Consider the following 22,469-nt stretch of genomic DNA (forward strand, 5'->3'; position numbering starts at 1 on the left):
AATTTTATAACTTCAGCAACTTGGCTGGTCTTTTTCTCCATTTTCTGTGTTCCGCCTGTTTGGACTTAGGCAGTTACATAGCTTGCTATGCGCCTGTTTTCACGCCTTGAAAATGAATAAAAATCCTGCGCCCAGTTTCTGTATTTATTTTATCCTCACTCCATATTGATGTCGGGTTGTGGATTATGTGGTGGTTTATGAGCTTTGCCACATCAAGCAGCATGATCATTCCTCGCAGTTCTGGAAGTGTGTAGCACAGGTAATTCCTGACTATCTGGAATGCAAGGCGTGGTTGAAGGTAAATGCTCAGAATTTGGAAACCTGACGCTTTAACGAATATTGGTGCAAGAATTGGCGCAGGATTTTTGTTCGCATTCAAGGTGCGAAAAAAAAACATAAAAAAACCCGCAAAGCATTATGCTTTGCGGGTTTTTAGGTATTCTGACACAGTGTAAAACTGTGAATTGGTAGCGGGGGCAGGATTTGAACCTGCGACCTTCGGGTTATGAGCCCGACGAGCTGCCAGACTGCTCCACCCCGCAACACTATTTCTTACATGCTCGTCTTGAAGAAGCGGTAATTATAGGTATACTCGGATAGCTTGTCAACGTTTATTTTCATATAAATTAAAATTCAGGTTATTTATGCAAAATTCTGTCATGACTTCATCAACAACTTCAGAACAGGCCGCCTCAGAAAGTGTGCTATCTCAAGTGTCCGTCATTCTCATCACCCACAATGAAGCCCATAATATCCAGGACTGTCTGGCATCCGTGTCCTGGGCAGGGGAAATTATTATTGTTGATTCCGGCAGCACCGATGCAACCCTGACTTTGGCGCAAGCTTACAATCCTCGTATACAGCAAACCGACTGGCCCGGTTTTGGCAAACAGAAAAACCGCGCGCTGGATCTGGCAAGTAAACCCTGGGTGCTTTCTATTGATGCGGATGAACGGGTTTCCTCAGAACTGAAACAGGAAATTGAGCAGGTGCTGGAAAATCCACAGGCTTGCAATGGCTGGCATATTCCCCGCCTGTCCACTTATTGTGGTCGTTTTATGCATCATGGCGGCTGGTATCCTGATTATGTGTTGCGTTTATTTAAACGTGAGACCGCGCATTTTAGTGATCTGCCCGTACATGAAAAGCTGGAAATACAACAGGGTAAAATTGGCAGGCTCAAAAACCCCTTATTACATTATTCATTTCCCGATCTGGAAACGGTATTGAATAAAGTCAATCACTACTCCACGGCAGGCGCGGAAAGTTATGCACAGCAAGGTAAAAGTGGCGGTTTGCGTAAAGCGGTTTTGCACGGTTTATGGACATTTATCCGTACCTATTTTTTACGGCTGGGTTTTTTAGATGGGCGGGAAGGGTTTATGCTGGCGGTTTCTAATGCCGAAGGTGTGTATTATCGCTATCTGAAATTATCTTTTAATTTCCAGACAGGTAATGAGAAGACTGAACACTAAAAAATAAGAATTTTATAATACTCGACTATCAAGGATTTTAAATTTAACAATTTTCAGTAAATGAGCATCTAATTTATAGATAGTCCTGCCTGATTCAGGAGAAAACCGATACTCTTTACCAAACCACTACCCTTCATCAGCAAATTTATTGATGAACTTAATCAAGGCATCCAAGAACTTAGACCAAATCGCAAGCTGTCAAAAAACCAATGTTGGTGGCTAAGCTTTTGCCTGAGAGTCGAGTTAAATGCCATCAAGGTTGCGACAGCTATTCCGTAGCATGTTTGCGCTACGGATTTTCCAGTGTGTGTTGGATATAGAGCATGGATACCAGATTTCATGTATAAGCAGGTGCATACTGTCATTAGCCCGGATATTTCATAAATATGCTCATGCCCTTGCTTCATGAAATATCCGGGTTAGTGTTCGCAATCTTTCAACTTATCCCGCATACCAGGCAACACAGTCAGCAGATAAGTGCTAACCAGAATCAACGGTGCAAACAGCAACAATGAAAAACCGGCAAGCAATATAATAAAATTCATATAAAACAATGTTGGTACAATATTGGTTGCCGCCAGGATCATTAATATACTGAAAATAAAAAAGATGAATGAAACCACCACGCCTTCGCGCATGGTTTTACAGCCAATCAATAATAACTTTCTCATTGTGTTTCATCCTGGTTATTTTTCATTAACTTTGCTGCCGTGCCAGGGCTTAGCTTAAATTCCTGTTCTATCATCTGGTTCCAGGCCTCGCGCTTAAAGGTTTTTTCATGGGGGATTTTGCGATGTACCAGATTATAGTGGCAATCAATGCAGCTTTTACCCTCAGTTTCCTGCTGATGAATCTGCTGTGTGGCTGGGCGCATACCGTTAATGGCATCCTGTACATGACAACGCTTGCAGGTGGCTGAGTCGCTGTCCTTAAACCACTTGCGTGCGGCAAAAGCAGCATCCGGTAAGTGTAAAGCACTGACCACCGGATCGTCATAATTTGCACCAAAAATTTGTTTCAGTAAGTCCTTGCCACCGATAAAATGATCCCAGGTGGCGGCAAATACGCCTTCGGAAACGTGACAATCACCACAATCAGCGCGCACACCGGATGTCGGCATATAATGCGCTGACTGGTAATAAGGTTCGGCAACCAGTTGCATGGAATGACAAGTGGTGCAGAATTGTTCGGTGCCGGTGTAGTGATCAAACTCAATCAAGGCCAGGATAAAACCCATGCCGAACAGGCCACCAATCAGGGATGCAATCAGTACATGTTGGGTGATAAATTCAGGTAATTTAAGTTTCATGCGCTTATTTCCCTGTATTTTGTGTATTTTCAGCGGTTTCCGCCCCAATTGCATCCTCAATTGCATCCTTGGCTGCATCGGTTTCACCCGTGTATTTTTGCAATAAACGCAAGGCTTCTTGTTCACCCACTAAAGCTTTTAACTGATTTGTCCAATCGCCATCAAAGCGTTTCGCAACACGATGCATACCTTCTGTCCAGGCTTGAGTTGGGCTGGCCATTGCCGCGCCATGACGCGCACGAATACCATCATCGTGCCACAGTTGCCAATAATGCTGCTCTAAAGGCTCATCTAGTTTTTCAGGTGTGAGTTTTCCCTGCGCATACAAGTCTTGCATAATGGCGGCTGCGGGTTTGGCATATTTTTCGTTGTAATGTTTGACGAAATTATCAAAGTTACGCATAAAACCCTGGGTAAAACCTTTGCTGTGGCATTCAATGCATACTTTGCTCATGATTTGCCGCCGCCGTTTTGGGGATGCCACGGCTTTGACTTTTGCCATGCTGCCATCAACTTTTGCCAATGCTGCACCACGCTTGGGCGCAGGTTCTGACTCAGCCACTTCGCGGCGATCACCGTCGGCAAAAATAACCAGACTTTGTTTTTCAGAAATTGGTGTGCTGAGTTCCCAGGCGCTGCGCATACTCACATCATGACTGGATTTGATACCGGGTGCGGCGCTCATGTGGCAGGTCACGCAAGTTGGGGCTGCGGCGTAATCTTTACCCGTAACCCATTGTTCGCTGTCTAAATTCATGTCTGCGCGATGGCTCTGGTACAGCATACCGTGTTTAGAGCTGGCATAACTCTCCGTGTCAGGTGATTCTGAGCCGCTATGACACCAGGCGCAGGCTTGCGGGTCACGGGCTTGTGCTTTGGAAAAACTGTGTCGTCCATGACAGGCCGAGCAAGAACCGATAGAACCATCGGGGTTGATGCGTCCAATACCGGTATTAGGCCAGGAATCTGGTGCTATCGTACCATCAGCTTTCACGGTGACGCGAGTGCCATGACAATCCGTGCAACCGGCTTGTTTGAGTCCCTGCCCATCATTTTTCTGAGCCAGTTTGGGAAATTTTTGCTCCAAATGCAACAGGGCTTTGTTATGTGTTGAAGCCGTGGCTTCTTGCGTTTCAGTTTGATGGCAGCGTCCACAATCTTTGGGTGACACAATTGTGGCTATCACTTCGCCTTCATGTTCAAACGCATCGGCATCACCGGCATCGGCCTGGTGACAGTCAAAGCAATTTACTTTGGCCTGGGCATGGGCGCTTTGCTGCCATTGATGGGTCAGACCCGCAGAGGATTTTTGATGACAACTGATGCAGCTTTTGCCTTGTGCTAATCCCCAGTTTGCAGGGTCTAAGGTGACTTTAACGGCATAAACAGGAAATGTCAGCAGGGTTGCCAACATGAAAATAAATGTTTGAATGAAATAGGGGGGTTGCGTTTTGTTCCATGATTGCATTATTTTTGTCCTTTTTTGGCTTTTATTTTCTCGTTTGCTAAAGAAACTATCATCAGTGCTTATTATTTTCAATCTAAAATATTAAAATAAAGTACATGGAAATATTATTAAATTCTAATACTTATTGACAGAATAACCCCAATTCATGCACATTAGGCCTGCGTTACATTAGTGCTTAGGAGTGAGAATTTTATAACTTCAGCAACCTGGCTGGTTTTTTTCTCCATTTTCTACGTTATGAAAACCGTTACATAGCTTGCTATATGCCTGTTTTCACGCCTTGAAAATGAATAAAAATTCTGTACCCAGTTTCTGCATTTATTTCATCCTCACTCCTTAATAAAAAACTTCACAGGAGGAAGTTATGTATTTAAAACAATTTGCGGGATTGCTCGCTTTAGCTTGGACCAGTCTGAGTGTCAGTAGTTATGCTCAGCCTATTCATCAGGTTTCTGCGCAAACTTGTAAGCTGTGCCATAAAGAAGTCTATAAGCAATGGAAAGGTTCTATGCATGCGCAAAGTACCGCGCTGAAAGACCCGATTCATGGTACATTTTATAAAAAAGTGGTGGGCGATCCCACCAAGGAAGGCGTCAAACATAAAGCATCTGGAAAGTTCCCGGTGTGTTTAAATTGCCATGCACCCAATGCTGCAAAAGATAAAACGACCAAGCTGGACGCGAAACCGGCCTATTCTGAAGGTGTAAACTGCGTTGTCTGTCATACCTTAAAAAAATATAAGGGTATTGACGGGGAAAATGGCAAATTACGTCTGGGCATTAAAGCTTATGAAACCTCAGATAAAATCCAAGGCCCTGGACGTCATTCCAATCGTGGCCTGCAAAATTTAACCGCAGCCAATGATATGTTTGGTGGCGCTGGCGGCGATGAGCAAAAACCCAATCCCCATCTGGGCGAGCCTGTGACGATGGATGGTCAGGAAGTTCCGGCCCTGCCGATGGAAAGCAATCCCTTGCAAGTTAAAACCTCTGATGCCTGCATGGGTTGTCATGATAAACGTAATAACCCACATGGCGTTGCGCTGTGCCAGACCGGTAAGGAATTTGATACCAGTCAGGCGAAGGTCAGCTGCTTATCCTGTCATATGCCGATTAATGGTCAGGTTGCCGATCACAGCATGAGCGGTGGTCATCATTTAGCCACATTACAACGTGCTGTGGTATTTGACATCAGTGGTAACAAAACCGGTGACAGTATTAAAACCACTGTTATCCTGAAAAACCAACAGCCGCACAGCCTGCCTACTGGTGCACCGTTTCGTAATATTTATATGAAATTAACAGCTTATGATACTGAAGGTAATGTGGTTTGGGAAAATGCCAAGGGACATCCTGCGAAAACTGATCCACAAGCTTATCTGGTTTATAAACTGGAAGATGACAAGGGCAAACCTGCACCACCACCGACTGCCAAGCAATCAGGTGAAGATACACGTCTTAACCCTTATGAAGAACGCAGCTTAAGTTATGATATTCCTGCTAAAGGCGTGGTGCTGGTACGTGGTGAATTATATTACAACTTGCTGTGGCCGGGGCTGGTGAAAAAATTCAAGCATTTGCCGGAAGATCTGGTTGCGCCACAAATGATTGCCAGTGCTGAGTTCAGTCTCTAGCATTCTAATGACGGTTGGTTTATTAAAAGACCTTCCAGGTTTTCAAAACCTGGAAGGTCTGGTATACATCAAAATAAAGTTGACAATGTACTAAACAACCGTTGCTAAATCTGTGGTAGATTTTAATACGCCATCCAGCTATCAATGTTGTATTCAAGCAAATGAATATTCATAGATGTCTGGGTGGCGTATCTGTTTTGTGGGCTACAAGAAGTTATATGTGGGCTGGTGAAAATTTATCAAAACAAACTGATATGTGTTAGCTTTTATTCTGTAGTACATTATCATAAAGTTTAGGATTGGATATTATCTTGTAAATCCGAAAGGGGCATTTAAAGATGACTCAAAGCAAAACAATCATTTTTATTTTTGTTGCCATACTCAGTTATTTTTTTAGTCTCAATATTGCTGCTGAGGAACATGGCGTATTAAGCATCGAAGAACTGATGGATATGGAAGTAACAAGCGTATCCAAAAAACCCCAGTCTATTACCCAGTCTGCGGCATCGGTGTTTGTCATAACCCGCGAGGATATTCGGCGCTCTGGCGCAACCAGTGTGCCTGAAGCACTGCGCCTGGCACCGGGTATTAATGTCGGGCGCATTGATGCCAGTCGTTGGGCGGTGTCGATTCGTGGCAATGTGGATCGTTTTGCCAATAAATTGTTGGTGATGCTGGATGGTCGCACCTTGTATACCCCGTTGTTTGCAGGTGTCATGTGGGAAACCCAGGATTTGTTATTGGAAGAAATTGAGCGCATTGAAGTGATTCGTGGCCCAGGTTCTGCGGTATGGGGGGCGAATGCAGTTAATGGCGTAATTAATATTATTACCCGTCATGCCGGTGATAGCCAGGGCACTATGCTGGCTGCCACGGCGGGCACTGAAGAACGCGGTATCTTGGCATTACGTCACGGCATGGCCTTTAGTGAAGATAATTTTCTGCGTCTTAGCGCCAAACTGCACCGAGTTGATGAGAGTCTTAACCTGCAAGAGGCCTCTGCCGATGATGGGGCGCACAGTTTACGCTTGAGCAGTCGCTGGGATACCTTGATTCATGGCGATCAGGTATCGCTCAATGCCAACTACTATCGTGGTAGCAGTCAGAGTAGAGAAGCGTTCAACCTGCTTGCCCCCCCTTGGAAAACCTTAGGCCTGGTTAAAGAAAGTTATGATGGTGCTGCTGTGAGTGGGAGTTGGCAACATGTAGGCATAGATGGAGCCACAATGAAGCTGACAGGTTTTTTGGATTATACCCATGCTAATTTGCCTTATATCGAAGACCGACGCTTGACTGTGGATTTAGAATTTCAACGCCATGAAGCCCGTAGTGGTCGTCATGAATGGATTTGGGGGGGCGGGTATCGTAATGTTGCAGATAAAGTATCTGTATTTACGCCTACAGAACGTACAGTTAAACTGTATTCTATCTTTTTTCAGGATGAGATTGAATTGCAGGCAGAGCGCTGGAAGCTGATCTTGGGAGGGCGTCTGGAACATAATGATTATACCGGTTTTGAATTTCAGCCAAATGCACGTCTGTTATGGCACCCCAAGGCTGGTCATGGGGTGTGGCTAAGTGTCTCTCACGCAACTCGCACCCCATCCCGCGCCGAGAATGATATGTGGTTGCGTCAGGCCACCATTCCCGCACAGTCAGCAGAGAATCCGTTTCCGCTGCCAATGGAAATCATTGCACTGGGCAACCAGGACTTACAATCAGAAGTCATGGATGCATTTGAACTGGGGTATCGGGGCCAATGGAGTCAACATCTTTCAGTGGAATGGGTGACTTTTTTTCACCAATATGATCAACATGTTGATTTTCTATGGGATGGCAGTACGGTCAATGTATTGGCAGATCGTTTACAGCTTCCCTGGTTTGCCCAAAATATTACAGGCAAACAACAGGGCAAAGGTATGGAACTGTCTTTTGACTGGCGTCCTGTGAATAATTGGCGTATCAGCAGTGCTTACAGTTATATTGATACAGAATTGGAACATGCACTGCATCACTGGTCTTTGCGGGTTTCTCATAAACCAACCCCACATACTGAATTGGATGCCTGGCTGAAACATGTCTCTACATATAAGGGGGTTTTGCCGACACCCGCTTATACAACGCTCGACTTGCGATTGGCATGGCGACCCTGGCACAATCTGGAATTGAGCTTAGTGGGGCAAAATTTACTAGATAAGCAACATCCTGAGAAGGAGAGTCTTTTTTCTCAGGCGGAAGCCATACAAATTCAACGTGGCGTTTATCTTAAATCAGAATGGCGCTTCTGATGCGATATGAAATAGCAGGATTATTACTGTTGATGCTGAGTTTTACCGGCAATCTCAGTGCGGGAGATAAGCCAAAGAAATCGGCTGAAATCAAAGCAGCATTTATTATTAATTTTGCTAAATTCACCCGCTGGCCGGTTAATACTACAACAAATATGGTCATTTGCTTTCCTACCGTAGCTGAACCTGTCGGTGCAGTGATGACACGAAAATATGCCCAGGTAGCTATTCAAAATCAGAAATTGGAGGTGCACCGAGGAGTTGTGCTGAATGAATTACACTATTGCCGCATTGTCTATCTTGGTCATCACGATGCTTATCGACGCAATGAAATCTTAGCACAATTGTCGAATACAGCGGTATTAACTATCAGTGATCTGCCCGGCTTTAATCACAGTGGCGGCATGATTGAGCTATTTCGGGAAGGTAATAAATACCGTTTCTCAGTAAATCTTGACGCGATTGCCTGGGAAGGCCTGGAAATCAATGCGCGTATTCTGGGTTTAGCGCGTAACCGAGTACAATAGCCATGCATCACAGCCGTCAAGATAAACGTCTCCATACCTTATCCATCCACAAAACCATCAGCCTTTCCGTACTGGTGATGATTAGCCTGATAATGCTGTTGTTTATCATCATGGGCTTTAAAATTCGCAATACCTTATTGGAACACGAAGCCCAGGCCATGCATGTGCAGTGGGCAACACTTGCTGAAAGCAGTATCCCGGCATTATTATTTGATGATGAAAAAGCTGCAACAGAATTGCTTAATCCCTTGCAGGCCTCACCTAAACTGGTTGCAGCCGTATTACTCTATCCTGATGGCCGGGAATTGGCGCATTATGGCAAAACCCTTACCAATCCAGCGGCTTTGCCGGAAAAGCAGTTTACGGATAAAGCCTTAGTCATACATCAAGTTATCCATTTTGAAAATAAAACAATTGGCTCCCTGGTTCTGGTATCGGATATGGGGAAGTTCCGCGCACTAGAACAGCGACTACTTTTGATCTTTTTATTGCTTTTGGGGTTTGCTTTAAGCGTCGCCTTGTTGATTTCAAAATTTCTAAACCGCCGGGTCTCAATGCCACTGGCACGATTTGTCGCCACTACGGATAAAATTGCGCGTAGTGGTGATTATAGCCAACGGATTCATGCACGCAGTGGTGATGAGTTTTATACTTTTGCACATGGTTTTAACATGATGCTGGAAGCGGTGCAGCAACGTGACCAGGAACTGCTGGAACACAAAACCCATTTGGAAGAAATGGTTGCCGTGCGCACAGCTGATCTGGAACAAGCCAAAGAGGCAGCAGAATCAGCCAACCGGGCAAAAAGTGCTTTTCTTGCCAGCATGAGTCATGAACTGCGTACACCGCTTAATGCAGTATTGGGATATGCACAGATTCTCCAGCACGATGTCTTGCTTAATGCAGGGCAGCAGCAAAGCGTGGCAACGATTAAACGTAGTGGCGAATATTTATTAACCTTGATTAATGATGTATTGGATCTGGCAAAAATCGAAGCGGGACGCTTAGAGTTGATACCCGGTCCCTGTGAACTGAGTCGGTTTTTTACAGAATTAAGTGACATGTTCCGTTTGCATGCAATTGACAAGGGCATTACATTCCAGGCAAAAACCCGTGGTAAATTACCGGACATCATAAAAATAGATGAAAAACGCTTACGTCAGGTGTGTCTGAACCTGTTAGGCAATGCCATAAAATTCACTGAACAAGGCACAGTGAACCTGGAAACGGAATATCAGGCGGGCAAGCTGTTGATTCGAGTGATAGATTCGGGGATTGGGATTCCTGAAGCCCGCCATAAAGAAATTTTTAACCCTTTTCATCAAACCTGTGATGATCAGTATAAACAGCAAGGTACAGGCTTAGGTTTGGCTATCAGCCATAGCTTGGTTAAACAGATGCAGGGTTGTATTAAACTGGATAGTGAAACAGGACATGGCAGTTGTTTTAGCGTTATGATACCTGCACCAGTACTCAAGCAAATATCAGCAGGCAAGACTGAACACCAGACAACTGATACCAAGACTGGCAGCAAGATTGTTGCTTATCAGCGTCTGGATGGTAAAAGCGATGCTTTGCAAGTGTTGGTAGTGGATGATAACCAGGATAATCGTGCAGTGTTGCGTGGTTTATTGGAGCCACTGGGTTTTGTTATCACCGAGGCAGAAGATGGCTTGGTGGCAATGGCATTGACTGAAAAGCAAGCATTTGATGTTATTTTGATGGATTTAGTCATGCCCAAGCTGGATGGTTTAAGTGCGACACGCCGCATTCTGGCACGTACCGATAACTGCAATCATTTAATTATTGCAATCAGCGCCCGTGCTTTTAAGGAAAATTATGCAGAAAGTCTGGCGGCAGGTTGTCAGGCACATCTTTGTAAACCAATTGATAATGATGCTTTATTGCGTTTGTTGCAAACTCATTTGTCTGTAAAATGGTGTTATGCTGAGAATAGCCAGCGAACTGAGCAACAGGAAAGCGGACTTTCTGCTAAGATTAGTTGTCCGGCTACTTGGTTTGACAGGTTGGAACAGGCTGTGGTTGAAGGTAGCCGCATGGAAATTTTGAGTCTGTTAAATGTCGTCAAACAACAGGATGAAAAGCTTGGAAGCACTTTGGCATCATGGGCTGAAAGCTATGAGTCCAAGCGACTGTTAGAATGGATAGAAAAGAACAGGGTCGGGCAATGAGCGAAAAACAACAAGCAAGTATTTTAGTGGTGGATGATACCCCCGCCAACTTGGCGCTGTTAGAAAACATCCTGAGTAAAGAAGCCTATAAGGTACGGGTTTCCCCTGATGGCGCACTGGCAGTGCGTTCTGTGCAGAGCAAAGCACCGGATTTGATTTTGCTGGATATTCGTATGCCGGGCATGGATGGTTATGAAGTTTGCGCCCAACTTAAAAAAAATCCACAGACTTGTGATATTCCTGTCATTTTTATCAGCGCCTTGCAGGAAACCGATGACAAAATTCGGGCTTTTGCAGCAGGTGGTGTGGATTATGTCACTAAACCTTTTCAATCTGAAGAAGTATTGGCCAGAGTAAAAACCCACTTAAATTTTCAGCACTTACAAAAATCACTGGTTTCCAGAAATGCACAACTACGCAGCTTATTAAGTGAGCAGGAGCGTATTCAACATCGGCTTGAAGAAGCAGCCGTCGTCTTTGAAGTCAGCAGTGAAGGCATTATGTTGACGGATGCGCAAGGCGTTATTCACCGGGTAAACCCCGCATTTACCGAATTGACCGGTTATACACTTGAAGAAGTGGCGGGGCAAACGCCACGGGTGCTCAAGTCCGGGCATCATGATCAGGAATTTTATAGTCAATTGTGGGATAAGTTGACAACCGAAGGCTGCTGGGAAGGAGAAATCTGGAACCGGCGTAAAAATGGCTCGGTCTATCCCAAATGGGAAATGATTACCGCGATTCGTAATAATCAGCATGAAATTATCGGTTATGTTTCACAATACAGTGACCTTGCGCGCAGAAAACTGACTGAAGCAGATATCCGTTACCGGGGCAATTATGATCCCTTAACCGGACTGGTTAACCGCTATTTGCTGTTGGAACGATTTGCCCACGCCATTAAAGAGCATCAGCGTAAACAGCGTAAACTGAGCTTATTATTTATCGATTTGGATCGCTTCAAACAACTCAATGACGCAATGGGATATACCATTGGTGATCTGTTGTTGCAACAAGTTGCAAAACGGATACAGTCTGAGAGCCGGGAAGTGGATACCGCAGCCCGCCTCGCAGGCGATGAGTTTGTGTTGATGCTGACCGACCAAGTCGATCAGATGTCCAGTGAGCGCGTAGCATCAAGAATTATCAAAGTTTTAAATGAACCTTTTGAGGTGGATGGTTATCAGGTGCAACTCGGTGCCTGCATTGGTATCGCCATGTTCCCTGATGATGGTGACAACATTGAAGTGTTGTTGCGTAATGCTGATCTTGCCATGTTTCGGGCTAAAGAAAACGGGCGGCAGCAATTACAGTTTTTCACTGACAGCATGGAAAAAGAATTTCTTGAACGCAGTCGCGTGGAATCAGAATTACGCCTTGCCATTGAACGCGAAGAACTGGTGATGTATTACCAGCCAATTATTGACTTGCAGACAGGAAAAACGATAGGTGTTGAGTCATTGATACGCTGGCAGCACCCCACGCTGGGTTTGATTTCTCCAGAAAAATTTATTCCTATCGCAGAAGACACCCGATTGATTTGTCCCATTGGTAGTTGGGTGCTGGAAACAGTTTGTCGCCAGCTTGCAAAATGGCATAAGCAGGGTCTGAAACTTTATGCTTCAGTGAATGTATCGGCTTATCAGATCCCACAAAAAGTTTCACCTGCATGGTTACAGCAGCTTATTAATGAAGTGGACTTACCCGCAGATCGGCTGGTGCTTGAGATTACGGAAAGTGTTTTTGTCAAAGACGTAGATAAGGTGGCGGCGTGGTTAAAACAGGTGCGGGCTTTGGGTTTTCGCATCTATCTGGATGACTTTGGTACGGGCTATTCCTCTTTATCTTATCTGAAAAATTTTCCCGTAGATGCGGTTAAAATAGACCAGGCCTTCGTGCGTGAAGTGGCCCGTCATGGCAGTGATCAAGCTTTAGTGCGCGCCATTGTTGCCATGAGTGAAGGATTGGGCTTGCAGGTTGTCGCAGAAGGTATTGAAACTGAAGAACAGAGTAATACTCTGCGCCAGTTTAATTGCCCCTATGGGCAAGGCTATCTGTTTTCGGAGCCTGTACCTGCCCAGAGGCTGTATCAGTTTTTACAAAAAAATCTGAAATGAACTAAACTGGATTTCCTGAAACACCACATATCGGTGTTCCAGGAAAGCCACTGCATTATTAGGGTGTTATTGTCGGCAGCGCAAACAGGTTTTGACGCTCACCTGATGGATACACCAGCGTGAAATCCGCTAGCCCATCAGCATTGAGATCTGTTCCACTTTCCACACTCAAACTACCATTGCCAAGGCCGCGTGCCGTACCATCTACCGTATAATCCGCAACCCCGGCATAGTCCTGACCATTAAGGCGGAAACGCACCAGGCCGTGCGGTTCAACCTGTACACTTTCTGCCGCTGTGGTTAAGGCTGATGGTGTTGCCAGAGCCGGGTAGATATATTGCTCACGGAGATTACCCGCAGTATCGTTAAATACCAATGCCAGAGCAAGAGTACCTAATGGTGAGAGTCGTACCTGCAAGCCGGTTTGTCCATCACCATCTGCTATCAGCCATAATAATCCCGGTTCACTCGTACCTGCTGGGCCTATTGGCCCGGATAACCAGTCAGGCCGCACGCTGAACCAGAGTCCTGGCGTTGCACTGTGACCAACCTGCAAATTGCCATCATCCAGCACCTTGAGTCCTAAACTAGCCCCTGCCAGTAGTTGCTGTAATTTTTTAGGTTGCTGCAATACGGGGTGTACATCCACAGTCAAACCATCCAGGGTGTTGAGCCTGAAGCTTTGACGCCCCAGATTTTCCACGCCACCACTTTGTGCCGTCACACCCAGAGAAGTGGGCTGTAGTGAGATTTGCAAACCTGCAAAGCTAATTTCAAAGAAGCCTGCTTCAGTTTCCTGAGTCAGCAAAATATCTGAATCCTTGAGCAGCGGAATAGCATTGATGGCATCCAGTACACTGCTGTCACCTTCCAGCACTTTCACTGTGAAATCCATCCGTTCAGGATATTCCAGTGCTGTCGTACCTAACAGTTCATGAGTTGCAAACTTAGGCAACAGTTTTGACAGATCAAAACCAGCCGGGATAAGCGCCTTATTGAGGAACCGCACACCACTACCAAATTCTATATCATCTGGCAGGGTGACATTTTCAGCAATAATCAAATTGGCCAGTTTCGCGCCATCAGTAATACTCAGATTTGTCAATTTCGCTGGTGCTGTGGCATCACCACTGACATCACCTTGCAAAATACCACCACTGAGTATGGCATTTGCCAGCAGTTGCACATCACGGAACAGGCTGCGGGTTCCAGCAGCAGTTACATTACCGGAGAGGAGACCGCCGCTGATGCTGCCATCACGCAGTTCAAAGTCAGCCAGGGTGCCGAAGTTGCGCACATTGCCTGATAACACACCGCCACTTAACAGGGTATCAGCCAGGATAGTCACATCATTATTAACCATGCCCTGACTGCTAACAGTGCCGCTCAGGGTTCCACCCTGAACTTCTGCATCCGCAGCCAGCGTGGCATTGCGTAACATCTGACCACGATTGTTGCAGGCACCGCTCACTGCGCCGGTTTCAGGACAGAGAGCCATGCCCGGTACATCATTGGAGGGGTTGGTGCTCAACTGCACGCTAACACTGCTATTTACTTCAGTATCACCAGCAGAGAGTGCGCTAACACTAAGACTGGCATTCTGATCATGAGCTGCGGGCAGGGTAACTTCCACCGCGATATCAACGCTGGAGAGCGCAGGTACATCCACGGTATCAGGTGCTTGACCCGGTATTTGACCCAGAGTCCAGCCAGCACTGTTGACTACAGTCAGAGTGTAACTGTCTTCAGTCGCACCGTTGTTGCTCAGAGTCAGGTTAACCGTCAGGGTTTCACCCGGTTCGCCACTCATGGCCTGTGGACCACTGAGAGAGGCCGCGTAAAGAACCTTGGCTGGGGCTACAATAATCTCGGTTGCTTCAATGACATCAGATAACTGTCGCCCTTCATCCAGCAAAATGGTATCCGCAAAAATGCGTACTGTACCACCAGCTGTAAGCACACCGTTAGCCGCACCGCTGAGATCGATAGCACCGCCATCACCTACGCTGAGAACAATGTCTCCCGGCACATTAAACAAGGCTTCACTGGCACCGCTGAGATCCAGATTCCAGTCACCACCACCGAAGATTTCTACGTTACCGCCTTCAATGCGGGTCTGCGCGCCGGAGAGATCGATGACATTAGGCTCGATACGCACCCAGCCGTCACTGCCATTACTACCCAGAGGTGTGCAATGGGTTCCGCCTTTACCCGCCTTATGGATACCGCCACTGAGGTGGACATTAGGCAGGGAAACCAGCCATAGATTACCACCGGGGCCACCATTTTGTGCAGCCGTGGCAGCGGCGTTACAGTTGCCACCATCACCGGCAATTGCTTTTGCGCCATTGGTATTATAGAGATGACCGGAACCGCCGAGCTTGCCCCACAACTGGGTAACGCCACCGCGTCCGGCTTGACCTGCGAGGGTGCCGTAGATACTACCACCACGTCCGGCTGCAATCGTCCCCTTATTGGTAAGATTACGCGCCAGCACGATAGCATTGCCGCCATCCGCGCCATAGGCTGAGCCGGTACCGCCGTCACCACCTTGAATCAGACCGGTATTGAGGATTGGACAACCGGAGTTGTAGGCATACCACCAGGTATCCCCCGCCTTGCCGTGGCTCTTAACATTGGCGCCACACTTGAGCATCACATCAGCCCCCGGATAAGCGCACTGAGCTGTGCCCAAAGCACTTTGTGTACAGGGCGAATCGGTCAATTCAGCGCTCCCTGCTGTACCCAGAATGGAGCCGTGGTTTTCAATATAATCACTGGCCTGAATCTCGATAGGCGTACCGTTGACATCCACGCTCTGTAGCGTAGCACCTTGTTGCACACATAGCGTTTTAACCCCGGCGGCAGAAACGTCTACCAAGGCACCCGTATTAATCCGCACCACGTCATTTACATCGGGAATGCGTCCAGCGGAAGCACCGGCAGTATCTTGCCAAGTGGAAGTATCGCTCCACTTGCCTCCTCCAGTGGAGGACTGAATAGTTACGCTGGCATCTGCACAGTTGGCGGGTGCCACAACCTTGCCAGTTAATGGCAATTCTCCTGCAACCAGTGTATTAGGTGCTGCAACCAGTAGTTTCGCAGTTTTATCCCCTGTACTTGCCGGAGTGAAACGTACACCCGCCTGACAGCTTTGCCCCGGATGCAGCGCGCGCCAGGTGCAGCCCCAGGATTGGGCATGAAAATCACTGGCAGAATCACCACTGAGAGAGAAAGAACCATGCCGCAAACGTAGATTGACATTACCGCTGTTGCTCAGAGTCACACTTTTGGACTGACCATTGCCAAAGCCGAGCTTGACTTCAGCAAAATCCAGGGCGCTGGGAACCAAGGCAATAGCCGGTTCGCCACTATTAACGGCGGAAGCTTGCAGGGGAACAGTTCCTGGATCAACACCTGGTGCACTGTAAGCGATACTAAATGCAGCATCTTTAGTGCCCACTGCTGTAGGGGTAAAACTTACCCGGAACCAGCAGGAAGAGTAGGAGTTATCCCGCCAGCGACCGTGGTAGCATTGCATACCGTTGATACTGAATTCAGCGGCATCTGCGCCGGTGGTGGTAATATTATTGATTTCCAGTGCATCACAACCCTGGGTCCAGGAATAAACCCCGTAATACAGCGTATAATTGCCTCCCACCGGTTCCACACCAAAATCAAGCGGATTGGGATAGGCATTTAAGTGATGCGTATAATTACCGCCACACCAGGCAGCGCCCGTGCCGCTCAGAGCCAGATCCAGTGTAGGTGTATCAGGATCATTGGAAGGTATAGAAATCGTATCGCTTTTCGCGCCCTCTGAGGTCGGTTTGAAAGCAGCCTTGATGATGCAGGAACCGCCCGCTTGCAATGTTGTATTGGTACATGCTCTATCAACGCTATTAAACTCGCTGCTGACATGGGCAGTCTGCCCGATTTCCAGAGGTGCATTGCCGATATTGTTGATTTTCAGCAACTGACTGGGAGACGTTGTACCAAGATTGATTGCACCAAAATCAAAGGAAGCCGACTCAGCTGAAATATCAGGGATTCCAGCGGCAATGGCTAAACCCGTCAAAGGCAGGCTAAGCGAAGTGGGATTACCGAACTCATCTATATAAGATAATGGCAGATTAAGTTGTTTGCTACCGACTGAAGTTGGTTCAAAAATTACTGAGAAATTACATGGATTACTTGACCCGGAGGCGAGTTCTGTATTAGAGCAGTTATCGGTAGTGACTTTAAATTCCTGACCATGCACCGCAGAAACATTACCTAAGTCATCAATAGTGGTGGTGACATTGGCAAGCTCATCAATGACACCCAGTGATACAGCCCCCTGCCCCCCATTTTCTAAGTTAAAGTTTTGTTCTGTCGAGGACTGCCCCGTCTCCAGCGTACCAAAATCATGTGCGGTAGGCTCAAGTGTCAGGTTTGCTGCAACAGGACTGCTGACCAATAATAACGCTGACAACCATATAAGTAGTATTCGCAACCAGAAAAGACTTCTGGTGTTATCTATGCTCCCACGGTAAGTGGGGAAAGCATTAAAACTTAGAAATAACATGCTGTATCTCCTTACATTACGGCAAATAAGAAACTTTTATAAAATACAGATCTATAGTTATAGTTTATTTTTTATAGATATGCCATTTAATTTGAGTTTAATATAAGTTTAAGTTGGGCATATTTGCCAGGAGATTGTCCGAGAATAGCAAAATCATTGATTTTACTATTTTCGGACAGCCTCCTAGTTGGGGGGGAGGAGGGGAGGACTCCGTCAATGGAAGGAAATTATTAATGGAAAAAATTAACCCACATTTTCTATTGCAAAGCTTAAATATCCTTCACTTAATCAGCTTAAGTCGGTGAGGATAATTATGATTACTTATAAAGCTTCTTCATCCGCCTCGCCAGTGCGGATGCGAATAACTTTACTAACGTCACTGACAAAAATCTTACCATCACCAATTTTTCCGGTGTGTGCGGCTTCAATAATGGTATCCAGGCACTGCTCCAGCTTATCTGCGCTGACAATTAACTCAATTTTAATTTTTGGCAGAAAATCCACCACATATTCCGCGCCACGGTATAATTCAGTATGCCCTTTCTGACGACCAAAACCTTTGACTTCAGTAACAGTCATGCCGGTGATGCCAATTTCGGCCAAAGCTTCACGCACATCATCCATTTTGAACGGTTTGATAATTGCTTCAATTTTTTTCATTACATGTTCTCCTGTTAATGGAAATACGCACCTCCGCATGGGAAATAACGCATAATTCTTGTTCTTTGTGACAGCCTCCCAGACCTTGCAGGTTTCCAAAACCTGGAAGGTCTAAAGCCCGTCAAAATCAGCCTCCTAGTTCATCGCTGCCAGCATCTGTTGCCCAATTTCCGCAGGGGAGTGCGCCAAACGCACGCCAGCGGTCTCTAATGCAGCAAACTTATCTTCTGCTGTGCCTTTGCCGCCGGAGATAATTGCTCCGGCATGGCCCATGCGTTTACCAGGAGGCGCAGTCAGTCCAGCAATATAGGCAACAACAGGTTTACTCACCTGTGCCTGAATATAGGCTGCGGCCTCTTCTTCCGCGCTGCCGCCGATTTCTCCCACCAGCACCACGCCCTCAGTTTGTGGATCGGCTTCAAACAGTGACAAACAATCAATGAAATTCATGCCGTGTATGGGGTCGCCACCGATGCCAATGCAGGTACTTTGCCCTAAACCATTCAATGTCGTCTGATGCACCGCCTCATAAGTCAAAGTGCCAGAGCGCGAGACGATGCCAATTTTGCCAGCCTGATGAATCGAACCCGGCATGATACCCACCTTGCAGGCACCCGGCGTAATAATACCGGGACAATTTGGGCCAATCAGACGGGTATCGGGAAAGTCTTTTAACACCGCTTTCACTTTTAACATATCCAGCACCGGAATGCCTTCGGTAATACAAACAATAACCTTGATACCGGCATGAGCCGCTTCTAAAATCGCATCGGCAGCAAATGGCGCAGGCACATAAATCATGCTGACATCAGCCTGAGTTTCGGTAACGGCATCAGAGACGGTATTAAACACCGGCAAACCTAAATGGGTTTCACCTTTGCGCCCCGGCGTCACGCCGCCGACCATGTTAGTACCATAAGCAATCGCCTGCTCAGAATGAAACGTGCCTTGTTTACCGGTAAACCCCTGGCAAATCACCCGGCTTTCGGCATTGATTAAAATACTCATACGGCGCTCTCCCTGGCAGCAGTAATGGCTTTTTGTGCGGCATCGGCTAAATTATCGGCAGTAATCAAATCCAGCCCGCTGTTTTTTAACAGCGCCTTACCCTGTTCAACATTGGTGCCTTCCAAACGCACCACCACCGGCAGTTGGATACCGGTTTGCTGCGCAGCCTGGATAATACCTTCGGCGATTAAATCACAACGCACAATACCACCAAAAATATTCACCAATATGGCTTTGACTTTGCTATCGGATAAAATAATCTTAAATGCTTCCGTCACCCGCTCAGCGGTGGTGCCGCCACCAACATCCAGAAAATTAGCCGGTTCGCCGCCATGCAGCTTGATTAAATCCATGGTTGCCATCGCCAGTCCTGCGCCATTGACCATGCAGGCAATATCACCGTCTAAAGCGATATAATTCAAATCAAACTGATGGGCGATATTCTCTTTTTCATCGGTCTGGCTGTCATCGCGCAGTTGCGCCAGTTGTGATTGGCGATATAAAGCACTTTCATCAAGGTTAATTTTGGCATCCAGTGCCAGCAATTTATCATCCTCGGTAATTACCAGCGGATTGATTTCCAATAGGCTGCAATCACAACTTGTAAACAAACGATATAAGTTGTTCAATAATTGATTAAACTGACGGCGCTGACTTTTATCCAAAGCCAAAGCAAAACCCAATTCCTGTGCCTGCCAGTTCTGTATACCCGTGACAGGGTGAATCAATTGCGTAAATACCTGCTCCGGGGTTTTTGCGGCAACCGCTTCAATATCCATACCGCCTGCCTGGGAAGCAATCACCGCCACCTTCTGGCTGCTGCGATCCACCACCATGCTCAGATAAAGCTCGCGCTTAAATGCGGTGGGGCTTTCAATCAATACATGGTGAATGGGTTGACCCAGCGCATCGGTCTGGTGAGTCACCAAATGTTGTCCCAGCAAAGCCCCCGCCGCTTCCTTTACGGCTTCCAGACTTGCTACTTTTTTAACGCCACCCGCCTTGCCACGCCCGCCGGCATGAACCTGCGCCTTGACCATCCACTGCGTACCGCCCAGTGTATTGGCATGTTGTAGCGCCTCATCAACGCTGTTGGCGACCAAACCGGTTGAAACCGGCACCGCATAATCGGCAAACAGTTTTTTTGCCTGGTATTCGTGTATATTCATAAGTTCCAAATACGATGTAAAGTTAAACAGTATATCGTGGCAGGTACTGTTGTCACCAGTGATTTATGCACGCTTAAAAAGAATTTTATAAAGATGTACCAAGTTTCGGGTATTATAAAATTTCTATTCATTTCTGAACACAATGTTATGACATTACAACAAACGCTGCTCCAGGCAAGTGAATTGGGTATACGCCTGGAAATTGTCAATGGCCTGCCAATCTGGGAAGCACAACCGCTGTATCGTCATCAGAAACATATTGAGCGTATTTGTCAGGGCATCAGCAAGACAGCTCACAAGGATGCCCCCTGTGACTGCGTTCATGTCATGGATGTTTATGTACAATTTCCCAATGGCTTAAAACGCCCGGATATTTCTATATTCTGCCGGGAGCCAACTGAAGAAGAGCAGGATGCTGCTTTAACCCTGATTCCGGAAGCGGTGATTGAGGTCGTCAGTAAAGGTTATGAAGCCAAAGATTTGGAAATTGGCCCACCTTTTTATTTATCCCAGGGGGTGAAAGATGTGATTGTTTTTGATCCTCTCACCTTGCTGGTTTTGCATGTTAGAAAAGAGCGTGCCACACGCCAGATTTCTCCAGTTGAGATTGAGCTGGAATGTGGGTGCAAGGTGTTGGTATGAAAGGGGGATCTTGTTCCCATTGGTCTCACGAATCCCCCCCGTTTTTGATTGGACAATTTTTTATATCTCCCGCAGAGATGCAGGGGTGCAGAGAAAAATTTGAAGGCCATTCAAAAATCTCTGCACCTGTGCGGGAAAAAATGAGCAACTCAACAGCACTGTAGTCACTTTGGCATCGCGGACGTGGGTATCCATGAGATTTTTGACATTTTCCAGTTGCTCAGGGGTGTGCTTGCCGGTTCTCAATTTCTCAATAAGGCGTTTATCTATTCCTGGTGGATTTGGTCTGTCCAATGCGCCCGGAACAAATCCGTGAGCGCCAGAGGCATCAGCAAATCACGCAGCGGCGCGGGGTACAGTACGCAGGCATCGTAGCCAACGGAGAAGTACGCCATTATTCGTAGCCCATACCTAAATCCTGGGATAATGAAGCAGCCGTCTACGCCATGCTTGACGAATATCTGTTCAGCGGCAAGGCACCACTGCGCGAAACCGTGTTCGCCGCCATGCAAAGCAAACCGAAGCTGATGCAACGCAAGAAAATATTCCAGCGGGTGATGGATGCTTTAATGGACATTGTGCAATGCTTTGATGAGGGGATGGGGGACATTTGATGGTTTGTGAAGCATCCGTTTTTATAGGAAAAAATATCTAAAAGATGGTTTTTAAGGTCAGCAAAATGCGCGGAATGCTATGAAATAATGGTGTCCTCGACAGGACTCGAACCTGTTACCTACCACTTAGGAGGCGGTCGCTCTATCCTGATGAGCTACGAGGACGCTACAGGCGGGAGTATAGCAGGAGTACAGCACTCAATCAAAGGTTAATAAGTCGGCCATTTTGCGGGTTTCATCATGCACCCGGCGGCTGAGATTGGCACTGAAGTATAGGCCGGAAAGTGCGGTCAGCAATCCTGCCATGGTTGTAATTAATGCAATGGAAATGCTCGACATCATGGCGCGAATATTATCCATGCCAAAATAATTTAAGGTGTCAAAGGTTTTGACCATGCCCACGACGGTGCCGAGCAAACCTAATAGTGGCAGGATGCGGGTGAGGACTTCTATGATGGGTAATACCAGGCGCAAGTCGTTTTCAGCTTGCGCAATCAGCCCTTCGCGTACCCGGTGTGCATACCAGGATTGATGTTCCTTGCGAGCGTTCCACAGTGTTTGCCAGCGTTTGCGATAACGCGGATAGGTGAAATGGAAAAACCAGTAGCGTTCAATGATGAGCGTCCACATCAACAAGGATGTGAAGAAAATCACCCATAAAACAGCGCCGCCCAGTTCCATAAAATCCAGCAATATGTCCAGTTCTACAGAAAAATAAGGCATGGTTTAAGCCATTGTATAAAAAAGGAATCCACGGAGCAGATAAGTTACCGTTACCACGCGGAGCATGGTAACAAGGT

At 46.6% G+C, this 22,469-nt stretch carries 18 protein-coding genes and 2 tRNA genes; 9 read left to right on the forward strand and 11 right to left on the reverse strand.

Going from position 1 to position 22,469, the window contains the following annotated elements; translation table 11 throughout:
* The first annotated feature begins 178 nt into the window (after nt 1-178).
* A complete protein-coding gene (locus QUF61_RS18210; protein WP_407079421.1) occupies nt 179-325 on the forward strand; it encodes a M48 metallopeptidase family protein in 147 nt (48 codons plus the stop codon).
* A 140-nt stretch (nt 326-465) separates the two neighbouring features.
* On the opposite strand, the gene QUF61_RS08820 is transcribed toward QUF61_RS18210, so the two are convergent.
* Nucleotides 466-542: transfer RNA gene (locus tag QUF61_RS08820), tRNA-Met, on the reverse strand.
* Nucleotides 543-644: 102 nt separating this feature from the next.
* On the opposite strand from QUF61_RS08820, the gene QUF61_RS08825 reads away from it, so the two are divergent.
* A complete protein-coding gene (locus QUF61_RS08825) occupies nt 645-1,475 on the forward strand; it encodes a glycosyltransferase family 2 protein (protein ID WP_289681367.1) in 831 nt (276 codons plus the stop codon).
* Between the two features lie 419 nt (nt 1,476-1,894).
* Here the strand turns inward: QUF61_RS08825 and QUF61_RS08830 are convergent, their stop codons facing one another.
* The 3 genes from QUF61_RS08830 to QUF61_RS08840 are packed head-to-tail and all read right to left on the reverse strand — an operon-like array spanning nt 1,895 to nt 4,252.
* Nucleotides 1,895-2,146, reverse strand: a complete 252-nt coding sequence (locus tag QUF61_RS08830) for a hypothetical protein (protein WP_103922449.1) — start codon at nt 2,144-2,146, stop codon at nt 1,895-1,897.
* Nucleotides 2,143-2,784, reverse strand: coding sequence for a cytochrome c3 family protein (locus tag QUF61_RS08835; protein WP_103922448.1), 642 nt, complete (start codon nt 2,782-2,784; stop codon nt 2,143-2,145). The genes QUF61_RS08830 and QUF61_RS08835 overlap by 4 nt, the downstream gene beginning before the upstream one ends.
* A gap of 4 nt (nt 2,785-2,788) precedes the next feature.
* Nucleotides 2,789-4,252 carry a multiheme c-type cytochrome gene (locus QUF61_RS08840; RefSeq protein ID WP_289681368.1) on the reverse strand — a complete coding sequence of 488 codons (1,464 nt, stop codon included), beginning with the start codon at nt 4,250-4,252 and terminating at the stop codon, nt 2,789-2,791.
* A 364-nt stretch (nt 4,253-4,616) separates the two neighbouring features.
* On the opposite strand from QUF61_RS08840, the gene QUF61_RS08845 reads away from it, so the two are divergent.
* The 5 genes from QUF61_RS08845 (at nt 4,617) to QUF61_RS08865 (ending at nt 13,009) form a co-directional block, all read left to right on the forward strand.
* Nucleotides 4,617-5,885: a cytochrome c family protein gene (locus QUF61_RS08845; RefSeq protein WP_103922447.1), complete on the forward strand. Its 1,269-nt coding sequence runs from the start codon at nt 4,617-4,619 to the stop codon at nt 5,883-5,885.
* Between the two features lie 338 nt (nt 5,886-6,223).
* Nucleotides 6,224-8,173 carry a TonB-dependent receptor plug domain-containing protein gene (locus QUF61_RS08850; protein WP_103922446.1) on the forward strand — a complete coding sequence of 650 codons (1,950 nt, stop codon included), beginning with the start codon at nt 6,224-6,226 and terminating at the stop codon, nt 8,171-8,173.
* Nucleotides 8,173-8,700 carry a YfiR family protein gene (locus QUF61_RS08855; protein ID WP_289681369.1) on the forward strand — a complete coding sequence of 176 codons (528 nt, stop codon included), beginning with the start codon at nt 8,173-8,175 and terminating at the stop codon, nt 8,698-8,700. The genes QUF61_RS08850 and QUF61_RS08855 overlap by 1 nt, the downstream gene beginning before the upstream one ends.
* A gap of 2 nt (nt 8,701-8,702) precedes the next feature.
* Complete coding sequence (locus tag QUF61_RS08860) at nt 8,703-10,892, forward strand: ATP-binding protein (protein WP_289681370.1); 2,190 nt, start codon at nt 8,703-8,705, stop codon at nt 10,890-10,892.
* Nucleotides 10,889-13,009 (forward strand): two-component system response regulator, encoded by a 2,121-nt coding sequence (locus QUF61_RS08865; RefSeq protein WP_177428698.1) that lies wholly within the window; start codon nt 10,889-10,891, stop codon nt 13,007-13,009. Before QUF61_RS08860 ends, QUF61_RS08865 begins: the two co-directional genes overlap by 4 nt.
* Nucleotides 13,010-13,067: 58 nt before the next feature.
* Here the strand turns inward: QUF61_RS08865 and QUF61_RS08870 are convergent, their stop codons facing one another.
* The 4 genes from QUF61_RS08870 to sucC all read right to left on the reverse strand — a co-directional run bounded on the left by QUF61_RS08870 (nt 13,068) and on the right by sucC (nt 20,413).
* Entirely contained in the window at nt 13,068-17,576 is a 4,509-nt protein-coding gene (locus QUF61_RS08870; RefSeq protein ID WP_289681371.1) for a choice-of-anchor D domain-containing protein, read from the reverse strand.
* 321 nt (nt 17,577-17,897) lie between these two features.
* Complete coding sequence (glnB, locus tag QUF61_RS08875) at nt 17,898-18,236, reverse strand: nitrogen regulatory protein P-II (protein ID WP_103922441.1); 339 nt, start codon at nt 18,234-18,236, stop codon at nt 17,898-17,900.
* 135 nt (nt 18,237-18,371) lie between these two features.
* The gene (gene sucD / locus QUF61_RS08880; RefSeq protein ID WP_289681372.1) at nt 18,372-19,244 is read right to left on the reverse strand and encodes a succinate--CoA ligase subunit alpha; all 873 of its coding nucleotides are present in this window, start codon (nt 19,242-19,244) and stop codon (nt 18,372-18,374) included.
* On the reverse strand, nt 19,241-20,413 hold the full coding sequence (gene sucC / locus QUF61_RS08885) for an ADP-forming succinate--CoA ligase subunit beta (RefSeq protein WP_289681373.1): 1,173 nt from the start codon (nt 20,411-20,413) through the stop codon (nt 19,241-19,243). The genes sucD and sucC overlap by 4 nt, the downstream gene beginning before the upstream one ends.
* Nucleotides 20,414-20,560: 147 nt before the next feature.
* Here sucC and QUF61_RS08890 point away from each other — a divergent pair, with 147 nt between their 5' ends.
* On the forward strand, nt 20,561-21,055 hold the full coding sequence (locus tag QUF61_RS08890; RefSeq protein ID WP_103922438.1) for a Uma2 family endonuclease: 495 nt from the start codon (nt 20,561-20,563) through the stop codon (nt 21,053-21,055).
* 266 nt (nt 21,056-21,321) lie between these two features.
* On the opposite strand, the gene QUF61_RS08895 is transcribed toward QUF61_RS08890, so the two are convergent.
* The gene (locus QUF61_RS08895) at nt 21,322-21,450 is read right to left on the reverse strand and encodes a hypothetical protein (RefSeq protein ID WP_289681374.1); all 129 of its coding nucleotides are present in this window, start codon (nt 21,448-21,450) and stop codon (nt 21,322-21,324) included.
* Between the two features lie 51 nt (nt 21,451-21,501).
* Between QUF61_RS08895 and QUF61_RS08900 the strand changes: the two genes are divergently transcribed.
* Nucleotides 21,502-21,669: a hypothetical protein gene (locus QUF61_RS08900; protein ID WP_177428203.1), complete on the forward strand. Its 168-nt coding sequence runs from the start codon at nt 21,502-21,504 to the stop codon at nt 21,667-21,669.
* Nucleotides 21,670-21,757: 88 nt separating this feature from the next.
* Here the strand turns inward: QUF61_RS08900 and QUF61_RS08905 are convergent.
* Together QUF61_RS08905 and QUF61_RS08910 are read right to left on the reverse strand one after the other, a co-directional pair.
* Nucleotides 21,758-21,834, reverse strand: a tRNA-Arg gene (locus QUF61_RS08905).
* 33 nt (nt 21,835-21,867) lie between these two features.
* Nucleotides 21,868-22,392, reverse strand: coding sequence for a MotA/TolQ/ExbB proton channel family protein (locus QUF61_RS08910; RefSeq protein ID WP_286019595.1), 525 nt, complete (start codon nt 22,390-22,392; stop codon nt 21,868-21,870).
* Nucleotides 22,393-22,469 lie beyond the last annotated feature (77 nt).

This window comes from Candidatus Venteria ishoeyi (genome assembly GCF_030378065.1).
GTDB classification, from domain to species: domain Bacteria; phylum Pseudomonadota; class Gammaproteobacteria; order Beggiatoales; family Beggiatoaceae; genus Venteria; species Venteria ishoeyi.

Coding starts and splice junctions, on each gene's coding strand:
- QUF61_RS08860 (WP_289681370.1), top strand. CDS start 8,703: ATGCATCACAGCCGTCAAGATAAACGTCTCCATACCTTATCCATCCAC.
- QUF61_RS08850 (WP_103922446.1), top strand. CDS start 6,224: ATGACTCAAAGCAAAACAATCATTTTTATTTTTGTTGCCATACTCAGT.
- QUF61_RS08895 (WP_289681374.1), bottom strand. CDS start 21,450: ATGGCGTACTTCTCCGTTGGCTACGATGCCTGCGTACTGTACCCCGCG.
- QUF61_RS08840 (WP_289681368.1), bottom strand. CDS start 4,252: ATGCAATCATGGAACAAAACGCAACCCCCCTATTTCATTCAAACATTT.
- QUF61_RS08910 (WP_286019595.1), bottom strand. CDS start 22,392: ATGCCTTATTTTTCTGTAGAACTGGACATATTGCTGGATTTTATGGAA.
- glnB (WP_103922441.1), bottom strand. CDS start 18,236: ATGAAAAAAATTGAAGCAATTATCAAACCGTTCAAAATGGATGATGTG.
- QUF61_RS08830 (WP_103922449.1), bottom strand. CDS start 2,146: ATGAGAAAGTTATTATTGATTGGCTGTAAAACCATGCGCGAAGGCGTG.
- QUF61_RS08855 (WP_289681369.1), top strand. CDS start 8,173: ATGCGATATGAAATAGCAGGATTATTACTGTTGATGCTGAGTTTTACC.
- QUF61_RS08845 (WP_103922447.1), top strand. CDS start 4,617: ATGTATTTAAAACAATTTGCGGGATTGCTCGCTTTAGCTTGGACCAGT.
- QUF61_RS08825 (WP_289681367.1), top strand. CDS start 645: ATGCAAAATTCTGTCATGACTTCATCAACAACTTCAGAACAGGCCGCC.
- sucC (WP_289681373.1), bottom strand. CDS start 20,413: ATGAATATACACGAATACCAGGCAAAAAAACTGTTTGCCGATTATGCG.
- QUF61_RS08835 (WP_103922448.1), bottom strand. CDS start 2,784: ATGAAACTTAAATTACCTGAATTTATCACCCAACATGTACTGATTGCA.
- QUF61_RS08890 (WP_103922438.1), top strand. CDS start 20,561: ATGACATTACAACAAACGCTGCTCCAGGCAAGTGAATTGGGTATACGC.
- QUF61_RS08870 (WP_289681371.1), bottom strand. CDS start 17,576: ATGTTATTTCTAAGTTTTAATGCTTTCCCCACTTACCGTGGGAGCATA.
- QUF61_RS08900 (WP_177428203.1), top strand. CDS start 21,502: ATGCTTGACGAATATCTGTTCAGCGGCAAGGCACCACTGCGCGAAACC.
- QUF61_RS08865 (WP_177428698.1), top strand. CDS start 10,889: ATGAGCGAAAAACAACAAGCAAGTATTTTAGTGGTGGATGATACCCCC.
- sucD (WP_289681372.1), bottom strand. CDS start 19,244: ATGAGTATTTTAATCAATGCCGAAAGCCGGGTGATTTGCCAGGGGTTT.